Genomic DNA, 26,605 nt, shown 5'->3' with positions numbered 1-26,605 from the left:
TAAAACCTGGGCAGATGAATATACAATGCAGTTATCTTTTTTGCTATTAAAACAGGATCATCCCTGATATAAATACGTTTGCAAAACAGCTCACTTGCTTGCTTTAATCATACATTAATGGATAAGGAGAAATAGTGATTCCTTTTCAATTTACTTCTTGTGGACTATTTAAAGAAGGATATGCTGAGGTTTCCCTAGACCATGATATGTACGGATTTATCGATAAAACAGGTGAGTTTGTTATCCCTCCAACATACTATCAGCTGAAGAATTTTAACGAAGGGTTGGCAGCTTTCCGTCTTAAAACAGCTGATAAGTGGAGATTCATTAATCCCGATAATAAGGTGATAATTAAAACAAAATTTCAGAGTGTAAATGACTTTAGCGAAGGCATATCAGCCGTAAAGCTAAAAGACAGTTACGGATATATTGATAAACAAGGGAAGTGGATTGTGAAGAACATTTTCTCCACTGCAGACTCCTTCTCTAATGGACTGGGCCTTGTCACGTACAAAGGGGGGGGATATTTGAATAGAAGTGATGTATGGGTATACAAGCCCCACAATTTCAATCGATAACCGGAAAGCCCCAGCCTCAAACGACAAAATTGATCCATGCACTTGGTTTGGAGTCATCCGAGATCGGGATTGTAGAGAGTAAGAAGCTTCCCTCAGATAGTACGGAAACAGCCGATCTGTGGGTGGAAATGATTGAAGAAGAGCTTTATCTTCTCTCACAAAATAAAACGCCCGTTTCCAAGCTACGTATGACTACACCCAACCAACAAAAGGCAGTGCCGCAAGTGGAGACACTTATTCAGCGTATTTTTATGCCGCCTCTGGAAGGTACATATCCATTATCCGATCGTATCGAGTTGATTTATGGTTCTCTCTTTGATATGAATACATTTCAAAAGGGGTTGTGAGATACATTGTAACCCCTTTTAATAGCATACAAATACTTAAGTATAATTTTTGATAAAATTACTAATAAACTCTTTACTTATAAATGGCGATAAGACAGTACATAACTGTTATTAAAATAAATGTACGGCTATGAACTGGTAAGATCGCTTGGCAATCAAAAAGAAACTCTCCCCGCTATTGCCCAATCTGTGGTACGCTTATCGAATACCCAAGAACGAAGGAGTTTACTATCTAATGAGCGAAAGCAACACATTGAACGATATACAGAACGGCAGCAGTACCCCCGCATCTACTAATCAACCAAGCTTCAGCGACTATACCCTCAGTGAAGAAATTACCCGTGCCCTGGACACCCTAGGCTATCATCAACCGACGCCTGTACAACAGCAGGTTATTCCACAAGCATTATCCCGCAGCGACATTACCGTCAAATCACAGACCGGCAGCGGTAAAACGGCAGCTTATGGTATTCCATTATGCGAAATGGTGGAGTGGGAAGAGAGTCGTCCACAGGCGCTGATCCTGACACCGACACGCGAGCTCGCGGATCAGGTAAAAGAAGATATTATGAATATCGGTCGCTTCAAGCGGATCAAGGCAGCAGCGATCTACGGCAAGCAGCCCTTTGACCGCCAACGGCGTGAACTGACCCAGCGTAACCATGTGATTGTTGGTACACCGGGTCGGGTGATGGATCATATCGAGAAAGATACGATTGATCTGGAACGTATTCAATATCTGGTCATCGATGAAGCGGACGAGATGCTCAGTATGGGATTTATTGAGCAGCTGGAGAAAATTATTCGCGAGCTGCCGACCGAACGGATGACTATGCTGTTCTCTGCTACACTGCCAAAAGATGTAGAAAAGCTCTGTCACCGCTATATGAATCAGCCGGTGGATATCGAGATTGGATCGGCTTCGGACAAGCGCCAGACCCAGATCCAGCATAAATTATATACAGTCAGCGAGAAAGCAAAGCCTTCTTTACTGCAAAAAGTCACGATCACCGAGAATCCGGACAGCTGTATTATTTTCTGCCGTACCCAGGTGAATGTGGATGCAGTAGCCACACAGCTGGAAAGTCTAGGCTATCCAGCGAGCAAAATCCATGGTGGTATGGAACAGGATGACCGCAATCGTGTCATGAATGAATTCCGTGCGGGTCAGTTCCGCTATCTGGTTGCTACCGATGTAGCGGCGAGAGGAATTGATATTAACCGGATTACGCATGTCATCAACTACGATCTGCCGATGGAAAAAGAAAGCTATGTCCATCGTACCGGACGTACAGGACGCGCGGGACAGAGTGGTACGGCTATTACCTTTGCAACGCCGTATGAAGATAAATTCCTGAATGCCATCCAGAATTATATTGGGTTCGAAATTCCGCGCGCAGAGGAACCTTCTGCATTCGCCGTCTCGGAAGCACGGGATGCCTTTGAACGTAAATTGCATGATCGTCCTGCACCGAAAAAGAGCAAAGGCGAAGAGCTGAATGCCAATATCCTCAAGCTGTATTTTAACGGCGGCAAAAAGAAAAAGCTGCGTGCTGTCGATTTTGTAGGTACCATCGCCCGGATCGAAGGCGTAACTGCCGATGATATCGGAATTATCAGCATTCAGGAGACCGTTACTTATGTAGATATTCTGAATGGAAAAGGTCCGCTTGTGATGAAAGCAATGCAGAATACAACGATCAAAGGCAAACAGCTGAAAGTGCAAAAAGCCAGAACGTAAATTATATAGCTGAATTGTACGGATGCAATCAGAGTGAATACAAGCAATACGTATATTTGCAGAAGGCATGGACAATAGTCCATGCCTTCTGAATTATGAAATAAAACGTTTATTTCAGCTATGCAAATTCATTATAATAAGTGATAGATACAAATAAGCAAATAAACCAAAGAGCTCTGCTACTATAGCAGAACCCTTTAGTTGAAGACGTATTTTCAGCGATTGTGTTGAACACATCTAAACTACTATTTTAACAATAGTAGGAGTTGCGAATAGTTAGATGGCAACCTATTGAGTTACTGTGCCGGTTGCTCAACCGGTTTCTGGTCTGTCGTCGCTCCCTGCTCGGCAGGCGATTCGCCGGGTGGTGTATTATTCGCGGGGGTGCCGCTGGAGCATGCAACAAGTGCAGCGAGAGAAGCAGTAGACAACAGAATTCCCATTGCTCTGAACATTTTCATAAGATCACCTTTTTCTGAATAGGATGTTATATATTGGAGAGATAGCTAAACATCATACAGTCTATACCTAAAGTTCCGTCAAATAAAATGTACCCTATTCAGAGGAGTATCTAATCATATATAACGATTACCGGATTATTGTGTATCCATAGATTCTAACGAAAGCAGGAACGTACTGTATGGGACAAAGAGCTAATTTAGTTATTGTACATAACAACGATTACGAACTGTATTACAATCACTGGTGTGCGAGCTCCATGCCTGAAAAGGTATTCTGGGGCCCTATTCATACCATGCAGTTTATCGAAAGTCAGGAAAAAGTGAGCAAGACAGAATGGCTGAATGATATCTGGGCAGAAGGTGGAGTCGTCATGGATCTGGATCGACAATACCTGCTTTTTTACGGTGGTGAAGATATGATTTATGATATTCAGCTTCGCCAGCTATTTATACAATTGATGCATAAGGTATGGACAGGATGGCAAGTAGAATGGGCAGAAGAAGGCATTTTGGATATGGCCAATTATGTGGGTGTTTCGCCGGAATGTGTATTAAGTTCCCGCCAAGACACAGAGCTTCGCCTGCTCGAGCCAATTGCGTCTGGCAATTTTGTGGACGGTGTAGCCAGCATCCAATTTGGCGAGGACGAACTATTACTATTTCCTCTTGGTATAGATTTCAAAGAGTATTTGTATTCCGGTTCTGAGATAATTGAACATATTGATAAAACACAGGGTTACAGCAAGATAATATGGAAGGACTGGGCATACCAAGATGAGATTCCTAGCAGCGGATTCCATGTTGATAAAGTCAGCCGAACTTTGCAATTCTGGCATGCAGAAGCGATTCCCAATATTCTTGCTATTGTGAAAGAGTGTTGGCCAGGCTGGAATATTTCGCGATTTGCCAATCACTATGATTCGCAGGTTGCTGCGGCAAAAGGCAGACTTGTTATTTTAGAGAGAGACACTGCTACCTTGCTGGAAGAATTAATAAAGAACTTGCTGAGGGAACCCAACAATCCGGTTCAACATGCAATTTCTATTGCTGAACTATTGGGTGAGAGCGGAAAAGAAGTTCAAGTGAACCCGGATATCTTCAGTCATACCGGCTACCACTTATCTCTGGAAGAAAAACGCACTATTCTTGCTTATGCTCTTAGAAGTTATAGTGATTGCCAGGACGGCAGTTGATCTCTCGGGATACTGATATGTCAGCGTTATATGGGGTAGAGATTATTTATAAACATGGGATCAAGACAATGATATGCAGATTTTGATTCTCGGTGATAAAGTTGTCTATGTAGGCGGGTTTGATGGATTGGATGCATGGCAGGACAATCTGGATGAGTGGAGCAATTATGTCACCGGCTATAGATTGTAGCCATACATCTGCAATCATTGGTTAAAGTAGCTATTCCATGTGCTGAGAATTACCATCTTTAAACCAGAACTATTCCGTATCGTACTTCTTCATTCATAATCTGGAAGCCAGCCGACTCGTACAGGGACAGTGCCGAATGATTATCGGTCAGTACAGTCAGGCTGGCTTTTTCGAGTGAATGACTCTGCAGATACTTGAGTCCTTCCACCAGTAAATAGCGGGCAATGCCACGTCTGCGCCATGGTTCACGCACCCAGACATCCTCAATTATTCCTTCGTCTTCTTCCTGCCAGGCCATCAGTCCGCCGATCATGGTCTGATACTCTCTTACCACCATGGCGGTCCACAGAGGTTGCTTTTTATTCTCTGCGAGTTTGTTGCTGCCAATAGGAGCTTCCGGCCAGATCTCGGCATCTATGTTCAGATATTGCTGTTCCTCTGCAGTTGTTGCCATTTTCCAATAATCGAACTGTAATTCTGAAGGCAGTGTCAGCCCAGGGAGAGGCTGGAGCAGATTCCTTTCCATATGAAAGAGGCTTTGCAGATAGGAGTAGCCTTTATCTTTGAAAAAGGAAATATTGGCAGTCTCGGACGAATGATTGCCGATACACAGCATGGTCTCATGAGTCGTCGACAGTGTTTTTTGGAGTTCGATGGCTCTGCTTAGCAGGGGCTGGTAAAGAGCTTCCAATAGGGCTGTATCCACCTCCCGTTCCGGAACCGTTTTGATATTTATATAGATAGTATGTTTGTACTCTTCGGGCTGTTGCGGGTGGATCGTACTGGTTACTTCGATTTGGCCTTTGCCAATCATCCGATTATTCTCAAAAGCACAGTATACGTTGTGCCAGTTTGGCGGTTCACCAACCCACCAGAAAACAGCGTTATCTCTGGCTGTTACTGCCTGATATAGATCACCCAGTAAAGGCATGTCCGATTCTTCAAAGCTGCGTATAGTGTACTCGGGTGATATTGATTTCATATGAATACATCTTCCTTTCGAATAAGCTTAGAGAATAGTGTTACTGATAGTTCTCATAAAACCATTTTGATTGGCAGTATCTACTAATTTGCGGATCGCTTCATTAGCCGTTTCACTAAACAAATACCATTTATCTTGATTTGCATCATAAATCAGGGATGGTGGATAATCTTTTAGCATTTCCTGCGGAAAATCACCGACCAGAGAATAGGTATCGTAGCGAAGCTGATTGTCTCCCTTGTCGTCGAGGAATTGGTATTCAGAATTTTTGTAGTAGGCACCCAGCGTATCGATCATATATTGCCAGGAATAGTTGTCGGGTTCAGTTACCTCTTTGCCTTTGTATTTCAGCATAATATCATAAATAGCCTGGTTATAAGCATCGCCTTTGATCTGCTGTACGATACCACCCATAGTCATATGATATTCCTGCTGCAGTGCCTTGATTGGAACACCATTAATACGCAGGGAAGGAGAATCAATAGTAACTCTGACCTTATCGTAATTGACCTTACTGCCAAATGCCTCAGAGACAAAACGAAGAGGAACAAATATCAAATTATTTTTTATGTAAGGGCTGGTATCCATTGATATAACTTTCCCATTCTTCTGGGCTACTTTGCTATCTGGTTTCAAAGTGATTGTGCTATTGCGGTTAGTCAGTGTGACTCCATAGGTGGACCATTGTACCGTAGCTGCCAGATTTTCACTGATAGTCCGCAGGGGTACCATGACATGACCATTTTTAACTTCCGGATAGGCTGCGGTTCTGATGTTCACTCCATCAATTTGAATCTGTCTGGCAGCTGCGCAGGTTGTAGAAAAAGAAAGTCCCAGACAAGCCGCGACCAGGATTCCACTTATTACTTTTTTCATTGTTTGAGCTCCTTTGGTAGGGTTTGAAATAAATATAGAGTAGCACCGCATATTTACCTCTTATTGAATATCGTATACATCATACTGTGGGTGAAGATAACAAGCGATTGGGCAACTCATTATTAAGACGTAATTTACATAAATTTGTTGCTGTGTATGGATATGTTATTACGAAATAGACGGCGAATGAAGAATAATTGCAATTGTATTCTAAAGCACGATCCATATTCATCAATGTAATGGTCATAACTGGTTGTAATGATCAAGCAAGCGGTGAATCCGGTCACGGATCATTTTCTTCAATGTATCTGGCTGGACAGACTGAATATGCTGACCATAGCGAATAAAATAATCCGTAATAAAATCTTCTTCACCTGGATGGTAAAAACCATGAATCACCGTCTCTTCATCTATCTCCAGATGCATCGACGGATAATGTTCTTTGTCAAAAATATCCCTGGCCTGGGCCGTAATCGTTACTTCAAACGGAACGCTGTGGTCGGATTGCTGTCTGTCACTATATTGCTGCAACAGATCATCCAGCGGCATAGTGGGTAACGAGGAATGCTCCTCTATAGTATGAATACGGTCACAGCGAAATACTTTGTATTGCTGCTGATCCAGATCCATTCCGGCTGCATACCATTGTCCGAACCGTGCTGAGATCCGGACAAATTGGACCGTATAAGTTTTATGCTGCTGGCCTCGTGAATAGCTGATTTGACAGATACTCTCATGCAAAATGCTTTTAAGAATCCGATCGAGATAAGGGCTCGCGTGGGGATGAGGATAACTTTCCAGCTGCAATACTTTTTTCATATTATGAATCTGTTCGATCTGAGTCGGAGACAGGCAATTCTCGAACTTCTCATTCAACCGATTCCCACTAAGATGAAAGGGTGTGGATTGATAGGCTTCCAGTGTCAGCATCGCAAAATACAAGGCATATACCTCGTCCATAGTGAAGATCATCGGGGAGAGCAGCCGATTTTTGAGGATTCCGTATCGTCCATGCCGACCATGTTCGGCGTAAAGAGGCATACCCAGCTGTTCAAGAGAATGGATATCGCGCAGAGCTGTACTTTTGGAAATATGGTAAGTCTTCATCAGATCACTCAGATTGAAAAATTCCCGTCCATTCAGATAGCGAATCATATCATTGAGCCGTTCCGATTTTTTCATAAAATCCTCTCCTTTAAAGGTGTCATTATTTGAACCCTTTTCATAGGATAATGAGTTTGAGAGCAGATATCAATGATCTGTCCGAATATTAAAATGGAGGCGGTACAAGATGAGTATGACACTGGAAATTGCCATTTTCTTGTCCATGAACGGAAAAGCCAAGGAAGCGATCGGCTTTTACAAAAAGCATCTCGGTGCAGAAGAGCTGATGCGGGTCACCTATCAGCAGATGGCGAAGCGTGACAGCTCGATCCAGCTGACAGAGGATAACAAGGATTATATCTCTCATTCCGTACTGCGGATCGGTAGCGCTAAGCTGATGATTGCCGAAGAGACGATGGACCCTCGCGAGAAGTACCATCCAGGCAATCATATCTCGCTGTGTATTCAGAGCGCGGATCTCACAGAGATCCGGCAGTTTTACAGCAATCTGATCAGTGATGAGCGAGTAAGAATTATTTTGCCTTTGTCGGATATTGTATTCAGCGAAGCGTATGGTATTATAGAAGATCCGTTCGGTGTACAGCTGCAGTTGATGTACGATAAGCGGCTTGGATGACGAATAAGAATAAAAGTATATTGTTTGAAAAATGATATGAAGTGGATCGGATGAATAACAAAGGAGAAAATGTAAATTCTGCGCCAATGAAAGGAGAAACAACTGTGATACTCATCATCGCCTGGTTGATTATCGGGCTACTTGCCTACTTTTTCATGTATACATTCATCAAGCTGCTGAATTCCCAAACCGATAATTTTAACACTGCCGGCTGTAGCCTGTTGTTTGCGGCGCTGGTGGTTGCTATCCTCATACTCAACTCCATGTCCTGATCAAGACAAAACACGGATGACCTGTCCGTGTTTTTTGTTTGCATATAAGCGTTAAGCATAGGATCAACAATTATCTCAAAATCTCAAAATCTCAAAATCTTATCGACAAACCTGTTCAGCCAGATATACGACCAACTTATGAGAACGCAAACAGAGATTTAAATACTTTATATAAAGTTTGACTATGTGAGCTAATTCAATTATAGTCTAATTTAACAAATGTCTAATTAGATGATTGTTAAATTAATCAAGAGAGGAGAATGGAACATGCAGCTGGATAAAGTAGTAGCCTATCATAAAGCGCTTGCCGACCCTACGCGTATCAAAATGCTTATTCTGCTAGCCGAAGGAGAGCTAAACGGTCAGGCGCTAGCAGAAAAATTGCATGTAACACCAGCCACGATTACTCATCATGCTACCAAGTTAAGAGAAGCCAGTCTTATCAACGAGCGCCGGGACAAAAATACAATTTATTTCTCGTTAGACAATTATTTCATCAAAAATAACGCACTCGCAGCAGTCAGGCTCATCTATCGAACTGTAGAAGGAGGACAACTCGTTATGGATGACAATCAGAAAAATATGGCGGCTTCTATTATCAGGAACTTTATCGGCAAAGATGGTCGATTGAAAAGTATTCCGGCTCAGCTCAAGAAAAAGCTGATTGTACTGGAACATCTGGTATCGCAGCTGGAACCGGGACGCAAATATGAGGAAAAAGAGATCAATGAATTTATCAAATCTTTTCATGAAGATTTTGCAACGATCCGCCGCGAGTTTATTATGCATCAGTTCATGTCGAGAGAAGATCAGGTATACGAACTGAATCCGCCGGAGATGTGGGCGAGATGGGAGCAGCTGGCATAGACTGTGGAGGTAAAGCAAAGCCAAATCTTAAGCAAACAGCGAATGGTATAACTCATTCAAATACAATATACCTGTATCCAAGTTATCATCCTATGCAGGAAAATTTTCTTCTAATATGGAATTCTGTATAGGATACATACAAGCTTGTACAAGCAGCAATTGCAGATAGACATGTAGTATCAATTACAAATGCAGAGGGGAATATATATGAAAAAATTCGTCCAAATCGCCTGTATATCCTCATTGGCAGCAGCCGTATGCCTGACAGGAGCAGGATATGATTCAGGTACAGCAGCAGCGGCTAACTCCTATTTTCATGCGCCTGTCACTGTGAACAAGCAGACGTCGACAGACCGACTGAAGCTGACCGCAGGCCCTGTAACAGTGAACGCTTATACAGGTGCCGCAAAGGATTATCGCGGTAATCCTTATATTAACAAACTGCATATCACTGATGGGAAGATACAATACGATATAGCGCTGCAAGAATCTACTGCATCGCTGGACTCGATATCCGTATCGCCCTCCGGCAAATTTATTGCGGTCAAGACTCGGCTGGAAGGAGGCAGCCAGCTTCTGCTGGTGAACCTTAAACAGCAAAAACATATCATTATTAATCATATTGCCGGTCATATGAAGAATGTAGAAAGTATGTATACCTATAGCTGGTCGCCTACCGGAGATCAACTGGCATTTGCCTATGGAGATTCGTCCATTGGGCGGATTGCCATTTATAATGCATCTTCTGGTAAAATAATCGATGTGCCGAGAGAAACCAGTATTATTTCGACCACAGCCGTATTATGGAATTCGCAGGGGACTGTACTGGATCATATAAGCGAATATCCATCGAATCATTTCGGGCTATACCGATATACGATAAACACGAAAAAAGTAAAAATGATAAAGTCATTAACAATAAAGCAAATGCAAGAGCTAAGCTTCTGACAAGTTGAAATTAACAATCGAAGCCGTCTTCATTAAATATCCGGTACTGGATAATAGATTCTGAATAACACATACTACTAACAGAACGCAGAGTATAGAATACAAAACGTCAAAAGACCACCATTTATCCGAATGTGGATATATGGTGGTCTTTATTTATATGATTCTGTGTAATTGACTGCTGTCATTGAAGTAACCTGCTGCTATCTATCAACTAAACAGTGGCTAGGCATATCTGTTGGATTAACCCATTAAGACTGATCCGGCGCCTGCGTCAGATCTACTGTCTCGTTCAGACCCGGCTCGGATCTGGGATCGGAGTTTTTGACGACGGCTTTTTTGAGCAAATGAGTGACCATCTTGGCAGCGCTGCCGCTTTCCCAGTATTCGGCAGTCTCTGTATGAATCCGGATGAGTACCAGGTTGGGATCGTCATAGGATACATCCAGAATTTTCTCATACATCTTGTTCCACATTTCCTTTTTGCGCTCCAGATCATTAACGAATTCAGCAGTCCCGCTGATCGATACATAGGATTTGCCAGCATAGGCTACATTGACACGCGGATCGGCCAGCAGCTCCGTATATTTGGAAGTATCCTTTTTGGTCAGAAACCACAGATCTCCATCAAATTCGATATCCTGGGTCTGCATTGGGCGAGACACCAGACGTTCTCCAGAAATAGTGGTCAGCATCGCTGTCTCAATATCTTTGATCAGTTCACGGACCGTTTCGACGGCTTCGGCATGAGTAACAGGTTCGGACATGATATTTTCCACCTTTCATCAAGCGGTTAGTCTTCCAGCAGAACTGGAAATAAATAAAGACGGTAATGGTAAGTATTAAACATAGTGCTCTATGGATAAACGGAAGCAGCACTACAGGATGTGTCTGCCTTTTAATAATTTATTCATATTCACCATTTATAATACGGACACAGGTTGGATCTGTCAGAAAATATATCCCGTGCGGTATTCATGGCATTGGTATTTCACTTCGTATTTCTCATCACACTACCGCAAAGGAGTTTTTACATGCAGAGAGTTATCCAGAATGCAATTTACGGTATACTCGCCGTGTTTATGGCGCTGTTTATCGGTTCGTCCTTATTTTTGAGAGCGGAATATAATTATGCAGTGTACAGTGACAAGCCTATTCTGCAGCAGCAGCATCTGCTTATTCTGGTACTGCTCGTGATCGTATTGCTTATTGCCAGTCTGGTATTATACAGATTATGTCTGCAATTGAACCGCTATCGTCCGCAGCTTGTTATTCCGGTCATACTGGGGATTTCATTGGCGATCCAGCTTGCTATTATCTTCCTGCTGCCGCGTCTGCCAACCGATGATTCACAAACAGTTGTATCGCTGGCAATGCAGATGCTAAACCAGGGGGATTATTCTACTTTCCAGTCCGGTGGATATCTGTATATGTTTCCTTTTAACTTCTCTACCGTGCTCTATATCAAGGCACTGCTATGGATGTTCCCGGACAATTATCTGGTTCTGAAAATATTCAATATTCTGTTCACACTGGTCACGACACTCATGATCTATCTGATCTATAAGCAGCTGAATGACCGTTCTACTAGCAGAGATTATGGAGTGCTGGTATTTGCTGCCACCTATATTCCGGCGCTACTGATGAGCAACTTTATCTACAACGATATTATTGCGACTACGCTGCTGACGGCTGCTCTATATACAGTTATCCGGTTTGTAAAAACACGGTTGATTCGTTATATCGTACTGGCAGCTATTCTGCTGGCACTTGGTAATTACTTTAGAAGTATCGGAATCATTTTCCTGATTGCTTCTGTCATCTATATTCTCTTGAACTGGCAACGGATCGGCTGGAGACGATTGCTGATCTCGCTCGGGCTGATGGCAGTGCTGTTTAATGTACCGGGTTGGACACAGAATGCAGCTTTGCAGGCATCAGGTGTAGTCAGTCAACCGACCAGTACCAATTCCGCCCCTGTCTATATGTGGCTGAATATGGGAATGAATCAAAGTACATTCGGATTCTGGGACAATATGGTTAGCTATACTATTTACCAGCGTGAAGCAGGTTACAACAAGGCAGCAAGCATTCCGCTGTTCCAGCAGGCGATTCAGGACAAAGTGACAAGCATGACACCTGGTGAACTGGCAGAACTGTATTACAAAAAGCTGATCTGGACCTGGACCGAAGGGACTTACCAGGTCGAGCGCTATGGTATTGGCAATGAACGATCTGCAGGTGGCGGCATGGGATTTGTCATGGGAGGATACAGCTATTCAACCGCAATTACACAGCTATTCGCTGGAGATTCGGTCTATCGAAGCGGTCTGATGTGGATATTGTATGCGATCAACTTCCTGATGTTCATATTTATACTGGTAAGGCTCATAGGAGCGATTCGCAGAAAACGGTATGACGAAGTATCGCTGGTGCTGGTGATTCTCGGATTTATTGGATTCTATCTGCTCTGGGAGATCAAGTCCCGTTATATTTATCCGGTCTATCCGCTGCTTATCATCCTGTCTTATATGGGCTTCAAGGATGTCTATGACTGCCTATCTCGATATATCCCATTTCTCGGAAAGGGTGATTAATTCATGCGAAGTAAAAAATATGTATGGTGCTGGTTGGCAATGCTGTTATCTGGTGCTATGTTATTGGGTGGATGTGATGTAATTACGTCCCAGAATATTACCGCTAATGGCGGGTCTGGTATGAATGGGAATGGAGGCGGAATGGGCATGAATGGCGGCCCAGGCCGAAGTGGTGGTTCTATGCGCGGCATGATGAATGCGGATGTAATTGGCAAAGTAATATCTGTTAGCGGAAATACACTCCATATCGAGCTGATGGAGCAAAGTCACAGCGATGGCCAACCTCAAGCCCGTACAGGATCAACCGATACCGATACACCAGCTGTACAAGGTTCGCCTGCTGACCATTCATCTTCTTCTGCTCCAACTACAGGCAGTAATCTTCCATCAGATAGCAGTAACAGTCCGGGTACGGATCATACCAATGCCGGTAATTCTCAGCAGCCACCAGGCAATGAAGGAACAAATCTGAACAGTACCGGCGAGAAGAGAGCGCTCCAAGTCAGCGAAGAGGTACAAATCTCCGAAGGACCCGGTATGATGCCGCAGATCAATGCCGACCCATCGTCTGCATCTACAGCCGATCCGGCCACTGCGGCTAATCGTTCCAAGCTCCAACTGTCCGACCTCCAAGCAGGCGAGACGGTCATGATCTGGTACAAGGATAATACCGAGACGGTAGAACGGATCACAGTCATGTAGCTCGTTTTGGATAGTATTCGGTATCTGTTTATCTGCTTAGTGAAATGAGATGAATAGGAACAGCAATAGAGTGCCCACTCATCAAAAGAAATGATTGCATCGCAAACAAACAGGAACGTCTGATATGAATCAGCGTTCCTGTTTGTTATTTCCATGTATAGTTTATCCTCTATGACTGACTGGAACTGCATTTAGCCGGAAGCCGAAGAAGAAGCGGCTGCACCTGCTGTTACAGCAGCAATCATTGCAGTCTGCTGGGCAATAATAATATTCGTAATATTGGTAGTCAGATTCGACGTAAGTACATCCTGACGAGCTTCATCGATATTACGGGAGGCGACCAGTGCCGCCGTATAAAGTAGCCGTTGCTCTTTGTTGAGCGACCAGCGGGTAAATCCTTTTTGTTCATGTAAATAGGCATATACTTCAGCAATATCATCAATCATCACCTTTGGATCCGCGGGTAGTAGCGCCAATACGCCAAGAGAAGATAGAGTATACTGCTTGTCCATGCGCAAGTCCCGATCCTTCAGTAATTCTCGCAGCAGCAGAAGGCGATCCAACGTATCGCGGTTCTCACCGCCAAGCACCAATACTTGTGTCAGTGACTGGAGACTATTGCTGTTGCGGAATTCTGGCTTCAGCGATAAATGCAGCTGCTCCATACGCTCGACTCCAACCACCGGATCGATATCCGACAAACCCAGCATCGCAGCGAAAATATAATCATCCCGATTGGTCAAGAACCGATGATGCTGCTTCATGCCTTCATAAAAGGCCTTCATTCGTTCTATCGTATGTATATGCTGATTCGGCGCAGTATTGGCAGCTATTTCATAAGCGGCAATCACCAGATACTCGGACGCTTTGAATCCATCCTGTTTGAGCTGCTCATAGACAGATAATGTACGCTGCAGCTGCGTTTCCTGATCTCCGTGCAGTGAAAGCATAGATGAGATAGCGATCGCAGCCATGTTGCGGAACATCGAGAAGCGGCTGGTATTTTCCTTGAGCATATTATAACTATTACGGATCGCTTCAGCAGGAGCCTCTTTGCCTTCAAGTGCATACAACAGAGCGGCTAGTCGGGTAACATTGACATTTTGCCATGGGAATTCTTTTTTGATATTTTGCATATTTGCAGTTAGTAATTCAAGCCTGATCTGATCTTGTGGATTCATGGTTTGCACCCCTTTATGGTAAACTAAAGATAGATTGGAGCCTTGAACTAATTTTACCATACTATGGAGTAGGAAGCTGCCTGCAGGAAAAAGAGGACGAGTGTACCGTAAGACGGAGGCAGCCAGTTCAGGTTATTGAATTAGCAAATGTACGGTTACGCAGGACTACTTTATTGAAAAGGAGCTTCCTTATGAAATCCGAAAATAGAGATCAACAGCAGCTTGTTCAGACAGAGAGCCATGAAGTGGCATCGTTCAACAGCGTAACGGAACATTACCATACAATTATGGGTGTTCCTCGTCAGCCGGCAGAGATGTCCAGCATCCCTGCACCTATACGCTGGTTTGGTTATTTGGGATTTGGAGGAATTCTGGTAGGAGCGGCTACGATGCTTATTGTTGCTCTTTTTCATTAAAATACAAACAAGAAAACAAGAGATGTATTAAAGCGCTTTATCTATATTGTCACAATTTGTTCACAATGTCCGCTTGTCATGGACATTGTGTTTTTGTTTTGCTTTTGAATTATTCTGATGTAAATAAAGAGCTGTTTCTAATACAACGTACATGATGAGAGACATATATCTACCATATGAGAAACGTGAATAATCCCAAATTACATATAAAATAAATGCATGATTAACAGAATGGGAGAAGGGTCTATTTAGGATGCAAAAAAAGTAATTGTCCACGAAGAGTAGACACTGTTTTCTCCGACAAGGCAAACAATGCTTTCACTTGTGATCCGTCCTATTGAAATTACATAATATGTTACATTACAATGTGGCAATGCGATTCTGTATTACATAAATGTATTTGTAATTCAGGCTGTACTCAAGCACGGTAAAGGGGCGTTTTTCTTTGGAAGCCAAACAATTGAACAGAGGACTAAAAGCAAGACATATTGAATTGATTGCGCTTGGGGGGACGATTGGTGTAGGGCTGTTTATGGGGTCGGCGAGTACGATTCAGTGGGCAGGACCTTCCGTATTGCTGGCTTACTTGCTGGCAGGAATTATTATGTTATTCGTTATGCGGATGATGGGGGAAATGCTGATTATGGAACCGGTCACCGGTTCATTTGCAACCTTTGCCCATAAATATATTAGTCCGTTGGCTGGATTTGTTACGGCTTGGAGCTACTGGTTCCTGTGGATAACAGTCGGAATGGCGGAAGTGACCGCTATCGGTATCTATGTAGGATATTGGTTCCCGGATATTCCGCAGTGGCTGCCGGCTCTGGCAGGTGTAGGCATTATTGCAGCAGCGAATCTGGCGGCGGTCAAGTTCTATGGAGAATTTGAATTCTGGTTTGCGATGATCAAGGTGGTAGCCATTGTATGCATGCTGATTCTGGGCACGGGAATGATATTCTTTAGACTTGGGAATGGCGGCGAGCCGATCGGATTATCGAATCTGTACAGTCACGGCGGCTTCTTTGCTGGCGGGCTCAAAGGATTCCTGTTTGCGCTCTGTATTGTTACGGCAGCTTATCAGGGGATCGAGATGGTGGGCATTACAGCCGGTGAAGCCGAGAATCCCAAAGAAACGCTGCGCAAATCCATTAAAAATATTATCTGGCGAATCCTGATCTTCTATGCAGGTGCTATTTTCATTATTGTAACGATCTATCCATGGAATGAAGTAGGGCAAAATGGCAGCCCGTTTGTACTTACATTTGCCAAAGTTGGTATCGTCGCAGCAGCTGGAATTATTAACTTTGTCGTGCTGACAGCTGCGATGTCTGGCTGCAATAGCGGTATTTATAGTGCAGGACGAATGTTGTATACACTGGCACAGAATGGTCAGGCTCCGAAGTTCTTTGGTAAAGTATCCAAAAGCGGCGTACCGCGCAACAGTATTCTGACGACTATTGCACTGCTGCTGATCGGCGTATTATTCAACTATCTATTCCCGGATTCCAAGCTGTTCCTCTATATCTACAGCGCCAGTATTCTGCCGGGCATGATACCATGGTTCGCCATGGCGTTCAGCCAATTCCGCTTCCGCAAGCAGTGGAAAGAGCAGATGCAGGATCATCATTTCAAATCGCTCTTTTTCCCGGTGAGCAACTATATCGTAATTATTTTCCTGTCACTGGTACTGGTGGGAATGTGGTTTAACCCGGATACCAACTTGTCGCTGATTGTAGGAGCAGTATTTATCGGTATCGTGATTATAGGATATTATGTATTTGGAATTGGCAAACGACAGATAGGCTGAACAGGTAGCTTGTGGTACATTAGAAGACAGGAGAGCTGCGATACATAAGCTCTGCGTTTCTATTCAGGCATCACAGCCAATTTGCCATAAGGAGCCAATATGAATAACTACAAATTAACTATCCAATACGACGGTGACCGCTACAAGGGATGGCAACGTCTGGGCGATAGTGATCACACTATACAGGGCAAGATCGAGAAAGCCATCTCTGTACTGACCGGAGAAGAGATTGAGATTGTCGGCTCCAGCCGTACAGATGCGGGTGTGCATGCACTTATGCAGGTTGCCAATTTCAAGACTCGTCAGGACCTGACAGAAGAGCGCATTATGAGCTTTTTGAATCATTATCTGCCACCGGATATCAGTATTATCCAGGTAGAGCAGGTCGATGAGCAGTTCCATGCCCGCTTTCATGCGACAGACAAGACCTATCTGTACAAAGTATGGAATCGCGCGTACAGCCATCCATTTATGCGTAAATACAGCATGCATGTCGTCAAGCCGCTGGATATTGAGCGCATGCGCCAGGGAGCCGCTCATTTTATCGGCGAGCATGATTTTACTGCTTATGCAAATGCCAAGTCGAAGAAAAAAGATTCGGTTCGCACGATCCATGCGCTGGATATACAGGAGAAAGACGGCTTTATCGAATTTCGGGTAAGTGGCAATGGGTTCTTGTATAATATGGTTCGCAAAATGGTCGGTACGCTGATTGCAGTAGGTCTTGGAGAAAAGAAAGCAGAAGAAATCCCTGGTATCATTCTGTCTAAGGAACGCCTGCAAACTGGCGGAATGGCAGAAGCTGAAGGTTTGTATCTGGAAGAGATTCGTTTCAAGCAGCAAAAATAATAGGCAAAAACCGCAGATGCTTATTCTGCGGTTTTTTTGTGGAATGAATCAGCATGCAATATTACTCTGTCCAGTCCACCAGTTGGCTGAAATAATGTACACCATCCATATTTACATCGTCTTTTCCATACGCATCCAGGAATATATCATGATATTGCTCGGTATCCAGATTGTATTGGAGCGTCCATAATCCCCAGTAAATATCATAATTACGATCTCCGATACCACCATAGCCGGTATCGATAAATCCGCGCAAATGGTAGTTCTCCATAATCACATTGGGAAGACAGTAATCTCCATGAATAATCACATTATCGACTGGCACATAGGTGAGCTCTTCCAGTAGAGAAGCGGGGATACCGCTATCTAGTGCTTCCTGCCGGATCTCTGCACTTCTGCTGGGATAGGGACATCCGGTCAGGGGCAGCTCATGCAGCCTGCGCAGATGGTGGCCAAATGCAGCAGCCAGCTGCTCGGGATCGTTGATGTGATCAGGATCCACACCGTCTGTACCCTGAACCGCTGCAGTTAATAGATAATCATGAGTATCATCACCTGTATATTCCATTACACGTGGAGCCATCTGATGAGCATGCAGAAATTCAGTCATGCGATATTCCCGTTCCAGTGTTCCTTTGGCACTAATTTTGAGGAATAAAGAAGGCGTACCATCAATAAAAAGCGTTCTGGCATTCTCGGAAGAACTGCTATCGTAAATAGGAGCGTCGTTCATATAGGATTGCAAGGATATAGGAAGCTGGCTGGCATCGTATGTAATCAGTGTTTTTCTCATTGATATGGATCTCCTTTAAAAGAGTCGTAGGGTGTAAGTAATAAGATCTAATACTATAAAAGAATACAATTCGGACAGGGCAAGAGGAAGATTATTCATCGTTATTTTTGGTATACCGCATAGGATACTTGTAGGCATCGCGCCACTCGTTCTGGGCAAAATGACGATGGCAATCCGAAATGCCAAGTTCAGTTCTGCTTCGGAAGCATCGGGATAAAAAGTCTATACAATGCGCTCCAGCAACTCGCCTACTTTGTCGGCCATAATACGAGGGGGATAGGGCATGCCATTTTTTAGCCACCATTCAACGATCCCTACATAACCATTAGCGACAAACTGCACAACGATTTCTTCGTTTTGACCATGGTTTTTACCCATGGTAATATCCACATCATTTCGGAATTCCTCGATATTAAACTGGAGAAACCGGCTGCGGAAATAGATAGCACCTTCACTGGCGAGCATCGTGGAAAAGAATTTGTAGTTGCTTTCAAAATACTCCATGCAATGAATGGTTGATTCGATAAAATCCATATCGGCAGCAGAATCGCAAAAGTTTCCCAGATTTTGAATATGCTCTTCCATGATCTTGTCGAGCAGGTCGAATTTATCCATATAATGCAAATAAATAGTACCCCGGTTCACATTGGCGCGATCGGCAATATCTTGAATACTGATATTGTCGAAGCTTTTTTCGCCCATTAGTTCAATCAGCGCATGTTTGATAGCCGTTTGGCTTTTGGTTATTCTTCGGTCTACTTTATTCATCGCTTATTCACCCGTCCTTTCAAAAGATAATTAACAATTTTGCACAATTTGTTGATTATCCAACAAATTGATTCCATTTAACTATTGTGGATCATGGACTGTTATATATAATTATTAACAGATGTTGATTAATCAATCAATGATGATTATCAGCTGCATAATAAGATAAATGCACAGGAGGTTTTATTCATGGTTACAGCCAAAGTAAGAGCAGTCGATGGGGCAGATCAGCCGTTCCACGCAACGACAATTGAGCGTCGTGATCTGGATACTCAGGACGTATTGATCGAGATTAAATTTGCAGGCATTTGCCATTCCGATATTCATACTGCACGTGGAGAATGGGGTCCTGTTAATTATCCACTCGTTCCGGGACATGAGATTGCCGGTATCGTAACCGCTGTCGGTTCCGAAGTTAGCAAGTACAAAATTGGTGATCGTGTCGGTGTTGGTTGCATGGTCGATTCCTGTCGCGAATGCGCTAATTGCAAAAAAGGCGAAGAGCAATACTGCCATAAAGGCAATGTGCCTACGTACGCTGGTGTGGACAAATACGGCCAACCTACCCAGGGTGGTTATGCTTCCCATATCGTCGTAACCGAAGATTTTGTACTGGGGATCCCGGACAATATTAGTCTGGAACATGCTGCTCCACTGCTATGCGCAGGTATCACTACGTATTCACCACTGCGTACATGGAATGCAGGCCCCGGCAAAAAGGTAGCCGTAGTCGGACTGGGCGGACTCGGTCATATGGCAGTCAAGATTGCTCATGCCATGGGTTCAGAAGTGACGGTACTGTCCCAATCCTTGAGCAAAAAAGAAGATGGACTGAAATTCGGTGCTGATCATTATTATGCGACCAGCAATCCGGAGACTTTCCAGAACCTGGCAGGTCAATTTGATCTGATCATCAACACAGTCAGTGCCAAGATTGATCTGGATGCCTATATCTCGTTGCTGGCGCTAGATGGTACGATTGTCAATGTCGGAGCTCCTGCCGAGCCATTGTCGATCAATGTATTCTCACTGATCAGTCAGCGTCGTTCCTTTGCCGGATCGATGATTGGCGGCATTCGGGAAACACAGGAAATGCTGGACTTCTGTGCCGAGCATAATATTGTTCCTGAGATCGAGATTATTTCTGCTGATCAGATCGACGAAGCATATACGCGTGTACTGGCTTCCGATGTACGCTATCGCTTTGTTATTGATACCAGCACACTGTAAAATTAGGCTGAAGCTTATGTCCTGTATGACAGGGCATGCCATATGCAGCAATTATATAGTACAGAAGCAAGCGGGGCTCCTATCACAGGAGTCCTGCTTTTTTTTTATGAGGATTGTTGAGGAAATCTGTTATTAGCTGGAGTCAGCATCTCGTTTTGCAGATGCAATACTTCATAAAAGTATGAGATTCAATAATAGCATTTGCTCTGCCTGATAATTATATATGCATGAAAAGAGTTGAGTTCTCTGATTCATGAGTCATCCTTATATTTTCGTAAAAATATTTTGGATATACATCATCCCAAAGCGATTCGTGAGTAACAAATGGGTGTAATAAATCTCAAATTTGATTTACCAACTAAGCTAAGGCCTCAGGCCCAAAAGGGAGCGAATAAATCATGAATGAAAATCGCAATGTAGATGTGGATAAAAGAGAGGTACGGGTAGAGCGTAGATCCGACTCCGGCATGGTAGCATCGACATTTATCAAATATGCAGCTTATATCATTATTCTTGGTCTAGTACTGTGGTTCCTGATCAAATATATTCTGCCTATGTTTTGATGGACAGTGATGGATAAACCGTTTCGCTGATTGGAATAAGCGAGCGACCATTGCTCTAGCTAATCTATATTTTGTAATGTAAAAGCCTTCTGGACAGGATACCGGAAGGCTTTTTTGAGTGGTAATAATACACGTGCTACAATAAAGACATTGAAATACAAAGGAGTGTACATATGCATATTTCCGAACAATATATCCGTGCTTTTCCAGAGTATGAAGAGGTCTTTGCAGAAGATATTGAGCGGCATCGGCGGCATTTTTTACCAATTTGTTCGATTAACCTGAAGTGCCTTTTCCCGGAAAAGGATCAGTGGGTTCATTTTGTATCCGTTAAGGAAATCTATGAAGGCACGGTAGGTCAAATGACGTCTGCGTTTCATACGGAATGGACACAGGAAGATTCGATTGCTTTTGATGTAGTAGATGGCAAGTACCGATTTGCGGGAGATTGGAATTACTTCCTGATCGAACAGGAAGAGCAGGTGAATGCCGAGTATGAACAACTCAAAGCAGCTGGTGACAAGCAATATCTCAAGCTAAAAAAAGTGAAAAATCAGATAGATTCTCTAAAAACGGTCTATGAGGAAAATGAGCAGGACTATGAAGCGAGAAAACAATTCTACAAACAGGAGCAAAAAGTTCATCCTTATTCATCCGATGAGCCGATGAAATCGGTGCAGGAAGTAATGGAATCCTGGCAATCCTATCAGGAGAAAGGTTGGGGGATCACTTATCCTGAAATTAACGGATTGCTGGAAGACCTGGATTTGCGTTCCGAACAAATGCAGAAGATCTTTCAGGAACGTGGTGATTCGGAGGAAGAATACCGTACTTTTGAATCTACTAATCTGCTGTCTGTGCCGCATCGTCCGGATGGCAGCGTGTTTCCGTATATTGGAGCGCTCACCGGTTATTATTTTCAGGCTTATGGATCGGATTGGATGTATCTGTTCTATGATGAATCTCTGCAAACTGCAGTCATCTGTCTGGAATATACCTGATCAATCCACAGGATAAAAAGCAATAATCAAAATACCGGATCCAACTGCCTGCATACTCAGGTAGGCTGGATCCGGTATTCCTTATAGTTATCGTACTATATTATTAAATCGGCTGGTCTATGTAAACTGCATATTATAGCTGTAGATACGTTCTAGTTTTGCTCCATTTTCTCAATTTTGCGGTAATCGCGCCATATCCGCCCAACGACCAGAAACAAAGGCACCAGTAAAAAAAGCTGTAAAGGTGATTGCCACCAAAAAGCCAGAAAAATCAGACATGCAGCGATAGGAATTCCAACGCCCAGCACGATATTCGAATGCCGGATTCCGCGTTTATCCAATTTGCCAATCAGATAACGTGCGGCAAAAATAGCAATCAGTGCATATACAATAATAACGATAGAGAAAATAACAAAACCAGTGAGCAGGTACATAGGCAGTATCCCCTTTTCATAATAATGAACACAAATGAATGACTGTGAAATGTACGTATTAACGATAAACTTCAACCATTCCCCGATATAAATTATTACGGTAATACGTAACCAAGATTGGCAATAGGTCAGTCTCAATATCCAATAAATCCCATATGCTTCTATCGTAACATAAACAAAACAGGAATACATCTTCGCAGGCAACATCATTGTATGCGTTCTCACTAAATGCCCAATACACTGACAATCCACATCTTTGTACCAAAATGCACAACGTTCCGTTTAACAAAGTGTCATGACGGTTACATAAAAAGAGTTGAGAGATTTTATAATTGATGCTATTCAAAGTAACTTATTCACACCATTCAGAGGAGGAATTATATCATGGCCGATCAATACACAATGCAGGATCCAACTACACAGTATCCGAAAGCTGGACCGGAGTTTCAACAGCAGCAGCCGGAACCGGGAATTCAGAAAGACATGACTCCTGTTCCTGATTCGGGAGAAAAGAGTTACCGCGGTACAGGTCGTCTGACCGGACGCAAGGCTGTCGTAACGGGGGCAGATAGTGGTATCGGACGTGCAGCAGCTATCGCTTATGCTCGTGAAGGAGCAGATGTTGTATTATCCTATCTGCCAGAAGAAGAAGCTGATGCACAGGAAGTGGTCAAGCTGATTGAAGAAGCAGGACGCAAAGCCGTTACTGTACCGGGAGATCTCAAAGATGAGCAGTACTGTGTACAACTCATCGAGACCGCTGTCAAAGAACTTGGCGGTATTGATATTCTGGCAAACGTTGCCGGCAAACAGCAGTTTGTTCCGGAAATCGCTGATCTAACAACAGAACAATTCGATCATACATTTAAAACCAATGTCTATTCCCTGTTCTGGCTGTGCAAAGCTGCAATCAAGCATATGAAGCCAGGCAGCAGTATTATTAATACATCCTCGATTCAGGCCTATAATCCTTCACCAATCCTGTTGGATTATGCTACAACCAAGTCTGCAATCAATACATTCAGCAAAGCACTGGCTCAACAGGTTGCCGAGAAAGGCATCCGCGTCAATGTCGTAGCTCCGGGTCCAGTATGGACACCGCTACAAATTGTGGGTGGACAGCCAGAAGAAGCGCTTAAAGACTTTGGTTCCCAGACACCGCTTGGTCGTCCGGGTCAACCGATGGAAATGGCTCCAGCTTACGTATTCCTGGCCAGTCAGGAATCCAGTTATGTAAGTGGCGAGACACTCAATGCCAACGGTGGTACACCAACTCCGTAAGCAGCTAGTATAACAAGTATACGATATTATAATGTTTTCATATTAGAAGCCCTTCCCAATTATCGGGAAGGGCTTTTTGGATACATCTGATTATATTCTGCTCTACTACATAACAAGACATAATTGAGTCTGTATGAGAGCTACTTTATTCCATAGAACACGAAGAATCCTGATACAGATGAACAATTGCAGCTGCCTGCTTCCTGATACGCTGACGCAGCTCTTCGGGAAATAGCACTACTATTTCGTTACTATAGCTCAGCAGCATACAGCAGGCATGCTCCAGCGTAGCAAATTGGATATTCGTCTCACACCAATCCGGTTGATCGGTGCAAGGCTGAATGGTACCCGTCTGAATATATCTTTCCTTTGTCAGCCGGGTCAGGGTTGCAGTTCGTACACGAACCCTAGCATTATAGCGGGGAAGATTATTTTTAAACTGGCGTGTGGATTGCTCCCAGTAATCCGGTAAACTGAAATCGGCTGGAGGGGAGAACCCTGCTTCCTGTATTATCGCTTCTATAATTCTGGATACCCGGTAAGTACGCGGTTCGTGGTATTCATCATCTGTATGAGCGATCATATACCAGACCGAACGTTTGGCTACCAGCCCCAGCGGACACAATAGACGATCCCAAATTTCTTCATCACGTTGATAGCGGATATGCAGCTTTTTCTCGGAAAATACGGCCTCCTGAATAGTTAGAAGCTGTGGTGAAGATTGATCGGCTTCATACCATCCGGCACCATCCATATGAATTTTGGAGCGGATGATTTGAGCTGTCTGTAATGCATTGGAAGGCATAACAGCGAGCAGTTTTTGCAAAGCATCATCGAAATGCTGCTGAATACCCAGATCGGCCAGCAGTTGAGGGTGGGAAGACAGCAGCAGAGAGCCCAGTTCTTCCGGCTTGATGCCTGTTAATGAAGTCCGATAGCCGTCAGTTAATCGCCAGCCACCCTGACTGCCTCGCTCCGCATATATCGGTATTCCGGATGCGCTGAGTGCATCCATATCGCGGACGATGGTGCGTACCGACACTTCCAGCTTTTGGGCGAGTTCACGAGTTGTTATTTTACCCTCATTTTGAATCAATAACAGGATGCGCAGCAGTCGATCTGCTCTCATAATTACCCTTCCTTTCAGGATGAGTTTTAATTCTTTATATTTTTAATTTCTTTATTATATAAGACACAAGGTGGCATATATAGCAGGTATGATCAAAATATACTTATCACTGTGGAGGAGGAACAATCATGAATACATTCACAACTAATCTGAGAGGTAAAGTAGCTCTGGTAGCCGGAGCTACACGTGGTGCAGGCCGTGGTATTGCTGTAATGCTGGGTGAAGCAGGTGCTACGGTATATTGTACGGGCCGAAGTATACGTGGTCTGCCTTCCGATCTGAATCGCAGCGAGACGATTGAAGACACCGCTGATATGGTAACTGCTCATGGCGGACATGGAATTGCGATACAGGTGGATCATACCGATGAGCAGCAGGTCCAGAAGCTAATGAAGCGCATCATGGATGAGCAGAATGGTCAGCTGGATATTCTGGTGAATGATATCTGGGGCGGAGAGAAGCTAACAGAGTGGGAGACACCGTTCTGGCAGCATTCCCTCGCTAATGGTCTACTGATACAGGATCGTGTATTGAAGACGCATCTGATTACGAGTCACTATGCAGCTGCCTTGATGACGGCACGAGGCTGCGGTATGATCATCGAAGTAACCGATGGCACCGATTATTCTTATCGTGGCAATCTGTATTACAGTCTAGCGAAGATCGCACCGATTCATATGGCGGCCGCTATGGCAGTGGATCTTTGCCCTTATGGAGTGACAACTGTATCTGTAACACCGGGATTCCTGCGTTCCGAGGAAATGCTGGAGCATTATGGTGTAACCGAAGCGAATTGGATGGATGCGGTGCAGGGCGGCAAGCAGCATGCCGAACATTTTAGCGAGTCGGAGACGCCGTATTTTGTCGGCCGGGCTATCACTTCACTGGCGGCTGATCCGGAAGCGTCGAACAGGTCTGGACAGGCATTATCGAGCTGGGGATTATCTGATGTATATGGATTTACCGATGTGGACGGCCGCAGACCACACTGGGGGAATTATGCCGCTGCTCATGGATTAGGGCCAGCCTGATAAAATGAAAAAAGGAGAGTAAACGATGCCTAATATGTATATCATTCGTCATTGTGAAGCACAGGGACAGTCACCGAATGCTGCCCTTACGGAGAAAGGGCGCCGCCAGGCAGAAGCCTTGGCACATCTGGCGGAGATGCAGCAGATCGATATTATTGTAACCAGTCCGTATGAGCGTGCCTATCGTACAATTCAGCCATTGGCTGAGCGGCTTGGTCTGAAGGTAGTAACCGATGAACGATTGATCGAACGTGTACTGTGTGGACAGGATGCACCGCAGTGGCGCGATATGCTTCGACGTACTTATGATGATCCACATCTATGCTATCTGGGTGGCGAATCCACCAGCGCAGCAGCGGCACGTGCGAATCAGGTCGTGAGCGAACTGCTGGAGCAGGGCTATCATGAGCCGGCAATAGTGTCTCACGGTAATCTCATCTCTCTGCTGCTGCGATCCTGGGATGCTACTTATGGATTCGCGGAGTGGGAAGCCATGACCAATCCGGATATTTACAGGGTATCATGGAATACGGATATACCGCTTATTCGAAGGTTGCTGGTTTGATTTACATATATCACTATGCTAAGGTATTGTTGTTACGAAAAATAATCAAGTAATCCATCATA

29 protein-coding genes are annotated in these 26,605 nt (G+C 44.0%); 19 read left to right on the top strand and 10 right to left on the bottom strand.

Annotated features, from left to right (window positions below; translation table 11 throughout):
• Nucleotides 1-134: 134 nt before the first annotated feature.
• From WH46_RS19305 to WH46_RS19295, 3 genes are all read left to right on the top strand, one after another.
• Nucleotides 135-578 carry a WG repeat-containing protein gene (locus WH46_RS19305; protein ID WP_052714306.1) on the top strand — a complete coding sequence of 148 codons (444 nt, stop codon included), beginning with the start codon at nucleotides 135-137 and terminating at the stop codon, nucleotides 576-578.
• Complete coding sequence (locus WH46_RS19300) at nucleotides 545-925, top strand: hypothetical protein (protein WP_046227975.1); 381 nt, start codon at nucleotides 545-547, stop codon at nucleotides 923-925. Before WH46_RS19305 ends, WH46_RS19300 begins: the two co-directional genes overlap by 34 nt.
• Nucleotides 926-1,160: 235 nt before the next feature.
• On the top strand, nucleotides 1,161-2,666 hold the full coding sequence (locus WH46_RS19295; protein ID WP_046227974.1) for a DEAD/DEAH box helicase: 1,506 nt from the start codon (nucleotides 1,161-1,163) through the stop codon (nucleotides 2,664-2,666).
• Nucleotides 2,667-2,962: 296 nt separating this feature from the next.
• On the opposite strand, the gene WH46_RS24165 is transcribed toward WH46_RS19295, so the two are convergent.
• Nucleotides 2,963-3,127, bottom strand: a complete 165-nt coding sequence (locus WH46_RS24165) for a hypothetical protein (RefSeq protein WP_156172317.1) — start codon at nucleotides 3,125-3,127, stop codon at nucleotides 2,963-2,965.
• A 179-nt stretch (nucleotides 3,128-3,306) separates the two neighbouring features.
• Between WH46_RS24165 and WH46_RS19290 the strand changes: the two genes are divergently transcribed.
• Complete coding sequence (locus tag WH46_RS19290) at nucleotides 3,307-4,320, top strand: hypothetical protein (RefSeq protein ID WP_046227973.1); 1,014 nt, start codon at nucleotides 3,307-3,309, stop codon at nucleotides 4,318-4,320.
• Between the two features lie 248 nt (nucleotides 4,321-4,568).
• Here WH46_RS19290 and WH46_RS19285 read toward each other — a convergent pair whose 3' ends face one another.
• The 3 genes from WH46_RS19285 to WH46_RS19275 all read right to left on the bottom strand — a co-directional run bounded on the left by WH46_RS19285 (nucleotide 4,569) and on the right by WH46_RS19275 (nucleotide 7,550).
• Nucleotides 4,569-5,492 carry a GNAT family N-acetyltransferase gene (locus WH46_RS19285; RefSeq protein ID WP_046227972.1) on the bottom strand — a complete coding sequence of 308 codons (924 nt, stop codon included), beginning with the start codon at nucleotides 5,490-5,492 and terminating at the stop codon, nucleotides 4,569-4,571.
• 27 nt (nucleotides 5,493-5,519) lie between these two features.
• Nucleotides 5,520-6,368 carry a copper amine oxidase N-terminal domain-containing protein gene (locus WH46_RS19280; protein ID WP_046227971.1) on the bottom strand — a complete coding sequence of 283 codons (849 nt, stop codon included), beginning with the start codon at nucleotides 6,366-6,368 and terminating at the stop codon, nucleotides 5,520-5,522.
• Nucleotides 6,369-6,611: 243 nt separating this feature from the next.
• Complete coding sequence (locus tag WH46_RS19275; RefSeq protein ID WP_046227970.1) at nucleotides 6,612-7,550, bottom strand: helix-turn-helix transcriptional regulator; 939 nt, start codon at nucleotides 7,548-7,550, stop codon at nucleotides 6,612-6,614.
• Between the two features lie 115 nt (nucleotides 7,551-7,665).
• Between WH46_RS19275 and WH46_RS19270 the strand changes: the two genes are divergently transcribed.
• The 4 genes from WH46_RS19270 to WH46_RS23565 all read left to right on the top strand — a co-directional run bounded on the left by WH46_RS19270 (nucleotide 7,666) and on the right by WH46_RS23565 (nucleotide 10,196).
• Entirely contained in the window at nucleotides 7,666-8,109 is a 444-nt protein-coding gene (locus WH46_RS19270; protein ID WP_026136369.1) for a VOC family protein, read from the top strand.
• Between the two features lie 104 nt (nucleotides 8,110-8,213).
• Nucleotides 8,214-8,381, top strand: coding sequence for a hypothetical protein (locus tag WH46_RS24160; RefSeq protein ID WP_017815014.1), 168 nt, complete (start codon nucleotides 8,214-8,216; stop codon nucleotides 8,379-8,381).
• A gap of 267 nt (nucleotides 8,382-8,648) precedes the next feature.
• The gene (locus WH46_RS19265) at nucleotides 8,649-9,248 is read left to right on the top strand and encodes a DUF2087 domain-containing protein (RefSeq protein WP_046227969.1); all 600 of its coding nucleotides are present in this window, start codon (nucleotides 8,649-8,651) and stop codon (nucleotides 9,246-9,248) included.
• A gap of 207 nt (nucleotides 9,249-9,455) precedes the next feature.
• Nucleotides 9,456-10,196: a hypothetical protein gene (locus tag WH46_RS23565; RefSeq protein ID WP_052714305.1), complete on the top strand. Its 741-nt coding sequence runs from the start codon at nucleotides 9,456-9,458 to the stop codon at nucleotides 10,194-10,196.
• Between the two features lie 251 nt (nucleotides 10,197-10,447).
• On the opposite strand, the gene WH46_RS19255 is transcribed toward WH46_RS23565, so the two are convergent.
• Complete coding sequence (locus WH46_RS19255) at nucleotides 10,448-10,963, bottom strand: pyridoxamine 5'-phosphate oxidase family protein (protein WP_156172316.1); 516 nt, start codon at nucleotides 10,961-10,963, stop codon at nucleotides 10,448-10,450.
• Between the two features lie 267 nt (nucleotides 10,964-11,230).
• Between WH46_RS19255 and WH46_RS19250 the strand changes: the two genes are divergently transcribed.
• Nucleotides 11,231-12,793, top strand: a complete 1,563-nt coding sequence (locus WH46_RS19250) for an ArnT family glycosyltransferase (RefSeq protein WP_046227967.1) — start codon at nucleotides 11,231-11,233, stop codon at nucleotides 12,791-12,793.
• Between the two features lie 3 nt (nucleotides 12,794-12,796).
• Nucleotides 12,797-13,495 (top strand): hypothetical protein, encoded by a 699-nt coding sequence (locus WH46_RS19245; RefSeq protein ID WP_046227966.1) that lies wholly within the window; start codon nucleotides 12,797-12,799, stop codon nucleotides 13,493-13,495.
• A gap of 191 nt (nucleotides 13,496-13,686) precedes the next feature.
• On the opposite strand, the gene WH46_RS19240 is transcribed toward WH46_RS19245, so the two are convergent.
• Nucleotides 13,687-14,676, bottom strand: coding sequence for a DUF4003 family protein (locus WH46_RS19240; RefSeq protein ID WP_046227965.1), 990 nt, complete (start codon nucleotides 14,674-14,676; stop codon nucleotides 13,687-13,689).
• A 191-nt stretch (nucleotides 14,677-14,867) separates the two neighbouring features.
• Between WH46_RS19240 and WH46_RS19235 the strand changes: the two genes are divergently transcribed.
• From WH46_RS19235 to truA, 3 genes are all read left to right on the top strand, one after another.
• Nucleotides 14,868-15,092: a hypothetical protein gene (locus WH46_RS19235; protein ID WP_046227964.1), complete on the top strand. Its 225-nt coding sequence runs from the start codon at nucleotides 14,868-14,870 to the stop codon at nucleotides 15,090-15,092.
• A 445-nt stretch (nucleotides 15,093-15,537) separates the two neighbouring features.
• Nucleotides 15,538-16,899: an amino acid permease gene (locus WH46_RS19230; RefSeq protein WP_046227963.1), complete on the top strand. Its 1,362-nt coding sequence runs from the start codon at nucleotides 15,538-15,540 to the stop codon at nucleotides 16,897-16,899.
• Between the two features lie 99 nt (nucleotides 16,900-16,998).
• A complete protein-coding gene (gene truA / locus WH46_RS19225) occupies nucleotides 16,999-17,748 on the top strand; it encodes a tRNA pseudouridine(38-40) synthase TruA (protein ID WP_017815023.1) in 750 nt (249 codons plus the stop codon).
• Nucleotides 17,749-17,809: 61 nt separating this feature from the next.
• Here the strand turns inward: truA and WH46_RS19220 are convergent, their stop codons facing one another.
• Together WH46_RS19220 and WH46_RS19215 are read right to left on the bottom strand one after the other, a co-directional pair.
• On the bottom strand, nucleotides 17,810-18,541 hold the full coding sequence (locus tag WH46_RS19220) for an aminoglycoside 3'-phosphotransferase (protein WP_046227962.1): 732 nt from the start codon (nucleotides 18,539-18,541) through the stop codon (nucleotides 17,810-17,812).
• A gap of 222 nt (nucleotides 18,542-18,763) precedes the next feature.
• The gene (locus tag WH46_RS19215) at nucleotides 18,764-19,309 is read right to left on the bottom strand and encodes a TetR/AcrR family transcriptional regulator (RefSeq protein ID WP_017815026.1); all 546 of its coding nucleotides are present in this window, start codon (nucleotides 19,307-19,309) and stop codon (nucleotides 18,764-18,766) included.
• Between the two features lie 189 nt (nucleotides 19,310-19,498).
• Between WH46_RS19215 and WH46_RS19210 the strand changes: the two genes are divergently transcribed.
• The 3 genes from WH46_RS19210 (at nucleotide 19,499) to WH46_RS19205 (ending at nucleotide 22,103) form a co-directional block, all read left to right on the top strand.
• Nucleotides 19,499-20,539 (top strand): NAD(P)-dependent alcohol dehydrogenase, encoded by a 1,041-nt coding sequence (locus WH46_RS19210; protein ID WP_046227961.1) that lies wholly within the window; start codon nucleotides 19,499-19,501, stop codon nucleotides 20,537-20,539.
• 398 nt (nucleotides 20,540-20,937) lie between these two features.
• Nucleotides 20,938-21,102 carry a hypothetical protein gene (locus tag WH46_RS24295; protein ID WP_017815028.1) on the top strand — a complete coding sequence of 55 codons (165 nt, stop codon included), beginning with the start codon at nucleotides 20,938-20,940 and terminating at the stop codon, nucleotides 21,100-21,102.
• Between the two features lie 173 nt (nucleotides 21,103-21,275).
• Nucleotides 21,276-22,103 carry a hypothetical protein gene (locus WH46_RS19205; protein ID WP_046227960.1) on the top strand — a complete coding sequence of 276 codons (828 nt, stop codon included), beginning with the start codon at nucleotides 21,276-21,278 and terminating at the stop codon, nucleotides 22,101-22,103.
• A gap of 152 nt (nucleotides 22,104-22,255) precedes the next feature.
• Here the strand turns inward: WH46_RS19205 and WH46_RS19200 are convergent, their stop codons facing one another.
• A complete protein-coding gene (locus tag WH46_RS19200) occupies nucleotides 22,256-22,537 on the bottom strand; it encodes a hypothetical protein (protein ID WP_017815030.1) in 282 nt (93 codons plus the stop codon).
• Between the two features lie 384 nt (nucleotides 22,538-22,921).
• On the opposite strand from WH46_RS19200, the gene WH46_RS19195 reads away from it, so the two are divergent.
• Nucleotides 22,922-23,818 carry an SDR family oxidoreductase gene (locus WH46_RS19195; RefSeq protein ID WP_017815031.1) on the top strand — a complete coding sequence of 299 codons (897 nt, stop codon included), beginning with the start codon at nucleotides 22,922-22,924 and terminating at the stop codon, nucleotides 23,816-23,818.
• Between the two features lie 145 nt (nucleotides 23,819-23,963).
• Here the strand turns inward: WH46_RS19195 and WH46_RS19190 are convergent, their stop codons facing one another.
• The gene (locus WH46_RS19190; RefSeq protein WP_046227959.1) at nucleotides 23,964-24,947 is read right to left on the bottom strand and encodes a helix-turn-helix transcriptional regulator; all 984 of its coding nucleotides are present in this window, start codon (nucleotides 24,945-24,947) and stop codon (nucleotides 23,964-23,966) included.
• Nucleotides 24,948-25,075: 128 nt separating this feature from the next.
• On the opposite strand from WH46_RS19190, the gene WH46_RS19185 reads away from it, so the two are divergent.
• Both WH46_RS19185 and WH46_RS19180 read left to right on the top strand, forming a co-directional pair.
• Nucleotides 25,076-25,978 (top strand): SDR family oxidoreductase, encoded by a 903-nt coding sequence (locus WH46_RS19185; protein WP_046227958.1) that lies wholly within the window; start codon nucleotides 25,076-25,078, stop codon nucleotides 25,976-25,978.
• Between the two features lie 25 nt (nucleotides 25,979-26,003).
• Complete coding sequence (locus WH46_RS19180; protein ID WP_046227957.1) at nucleotides 26,004-26,543, top strand: histidine phosphatase family protein; 540 nt, start codon at nucleotides 26,004-26,006, stop codon at nucleotides 26,541-26,543.
• The last annotated feature ends 62 nt before the right edge of the window (nucleotides 26,544-26,605 follow it).

This window comes from Paenibacillus dauci, from assembly GCF_000971985.1.
In the GTDB taxonomy this organism is placed as follows: domain Bacteria; phylum Bacillota; class Bacilli; order Paenibacillales; family Paenibacillaceae; genus Saccharibacillus; species Saccharibacillus dauci.
Note: the sequence above shows the minus strand (reverse complement) of the source record. Positions and strands in the feature narration are given on the sequence as shown.

What these genes read in the sequence shown, in the direction of transcription:
- WH46_RS23565 (WP_052714305.1), top strand. Translation starts at nt 9,456, where the DNA reads ATGAAAAAATTCGTCCAAATCGCCTGTATATCCTCATTGGCAGCAGCC.
- WH46_RS19245 (WP_046227966.1), top strand. Translation starts at nt 12,797, where the DNA reads ATGCGAAGTAAAAAATATGTATGGTGCTGGTTGGCAATGCTGTTATCT.
- WH46_RS19290 (WP_046227973.1), top strand. Translation starts at nt 3,307, where the DNA reads ATGGGACAAAGAGCTAATTTAGTTATTGTACATAACAACGATTACGAA.
- WH46_RS19300 (WP_046227975.1), top strand. Translation starts at nt 545, where the DNA reads ATGGGTATACAAGCCCCACAATTTCAATCGATAACCGGAAAGCCCCAG.
- WH46_RS19220 (WP_046227962.1), bottom strand. Translation starts at nt 18,541, where the DNA reads ATGAGAAAAACACTGATTACATACGATGCCAGCCAGCTTCCTATATCC.
- WH46_RS19215 (WP_017815026.1), bottom strand. Translation starts at nt 19,309, where the DNA reads ATGAATAAAGTAGACCGAAGAATAACCAAAAGCCAAACGGCTATCAAA.
- WH46_RS19295 (WP_046227974.1), top strand. Translation starts at nt 1,161, where the DNA reads ATGAGCGAAAGCAACACATTGAACGATATACAGAACGGCAGCAGTACC.
- WH46_RS19270 (WP_026136369.1), top strand. Translation starts at nt 7,666, where the DNA reads ATGACACTGGAAATTGCCATTTTCTTGTCCATGAACGGAAAAGCCAAG.
- WH46_RS19190 (WP_046227959.1), bottom strand. Translation starts at nt 24,947, where the DNA reads ATGAGAGCAGATCGACTGCTGCGCATCCTGTTATTGATTCAAAATGAG.
- WH46_RS24295 (WP_017815028.1), top strand. Translation starts at nt 20,938, where the DNA reads ATGAATGAAAATCGCAATGTAGATGTGGATAAAAGAGAGGTACGGGTA.
- WH46_RS19265 (WP_046227969.1), top strand. Translation starts at nt 8,649, where the DNA reads ATGCAGCTGGATAAAGTAGTAGCCTATCATAAAGCGCTTGCCGACCCT.
- truA (WP_017815023.1), top strand. Translation starts at nt 16,999, where the DNA reads ATGAATAACTACAAATTAACTATCCAATACGACGGTGACCGCTACAAG.
- WH46_RS19200 (WP_017815030.1), bottom strand. Translation starts at nt 22,537, where the DNA reads ATGTACCTGCTCACTGGTTTTGTTATTTTCTCTATCGTTATTATTGTA.
- WH46_RS19205 (WP_046227960.1), top strand. Translation starts at nt 21,276, where the DNA reads ATGCATATTTCCGAACAATATATCCGTGCTTTTCCAGAGTATGAAGAG.
- WH46_RS19275 (WP_046227970.1), bottom strand. Translation starts at nt 7,550, where the DNA reads ATGAAAAAATCGGAACGGCTCAATGATATGATTCGCTATCTGAATGGA.
- WH46_RS19180 (WP_046227957.1), top strand. Translation starts at nt 26,004, where the DNA reads ATGCCTAATATGTATATCATTCGTCATTGTGAAGCACAGGGACAGTCA.
- WH46_RS19185 (WP_046227958.1), top strand. Translation starts at nt 25,076, where the DNA reads ATGAATACATTCACAACTAATCTGAGAGGTAAAGTAGCTCTGGTAGCC.
- WH46_RS19285 (WP_046227972.1), bottom strand. Translation starts at nt 5,492, where the DNA reads ATGAAATCAATATCACCCGAGTACACTATACGCAGCTTTGAAGAATCG.
- WH46_RS24165 (WP_156172317.1), bottom strand. Translation starts at nt 3,127, where the DNA reads ATGAAAATGTTCAGAGCAATGGGAATTCTGTTGTCTACTGCTTCTCTC.
- WH46_RS19235 (WP_046227964.1), top strand. Translation starts at nt 14,868, where the DNA reads ATGAAATCCGAAAATAGAGATCAACAGCAGCTTGTTCAGACAGAGAGC.
- WH46_RS19255 (WP_156172316.1), bottom strand. Translation starts at nt 10,963, where the DNA reads ATGTCCGAACCTGTTACTCATGCCGAAGCCGTCGAAACGGTCCGTGAA.
- WH46_RS19280 (WP_046227971.1), bottom strand. Translation starts at nt 6,368, where the DNA reads ATGAAAAAAGTAATAAGTGGAATCCTGGTCGCGGCTTGTCTGGGACTT.
- WH46_RS19195 (WP_017815031.1), top strand. Translation starts at nt 22,922, where the DNA reads ATGGCCGATCAATACACAATGCAGGATCCAACTACACAGTATCCGAAA.
- WH46_RS19210 (WP_046227961.1), top strand. Translation starts at nt 19,499, where the DNA reads ATGGTTACAGCCAAAGTAAGAGCAGTCGATGGGGCAGATCAGCCGTTC.
- WH46_RS19250 (WP_046227967.1), top strand. Translation starts at nt 11,231, where the DNA reads ATGCAGAGAGTTATCCAGAATGCAATTTACGGTATACTCGCCGTGTTT.
- WH46_RS19240 (WP_046227965.1), bottom strand. Translation starts at nt 14,676, where the DNA reads ATGAATCCACAAGATCAGATCAGGCTTGAATTACTAACTGCAAATATG.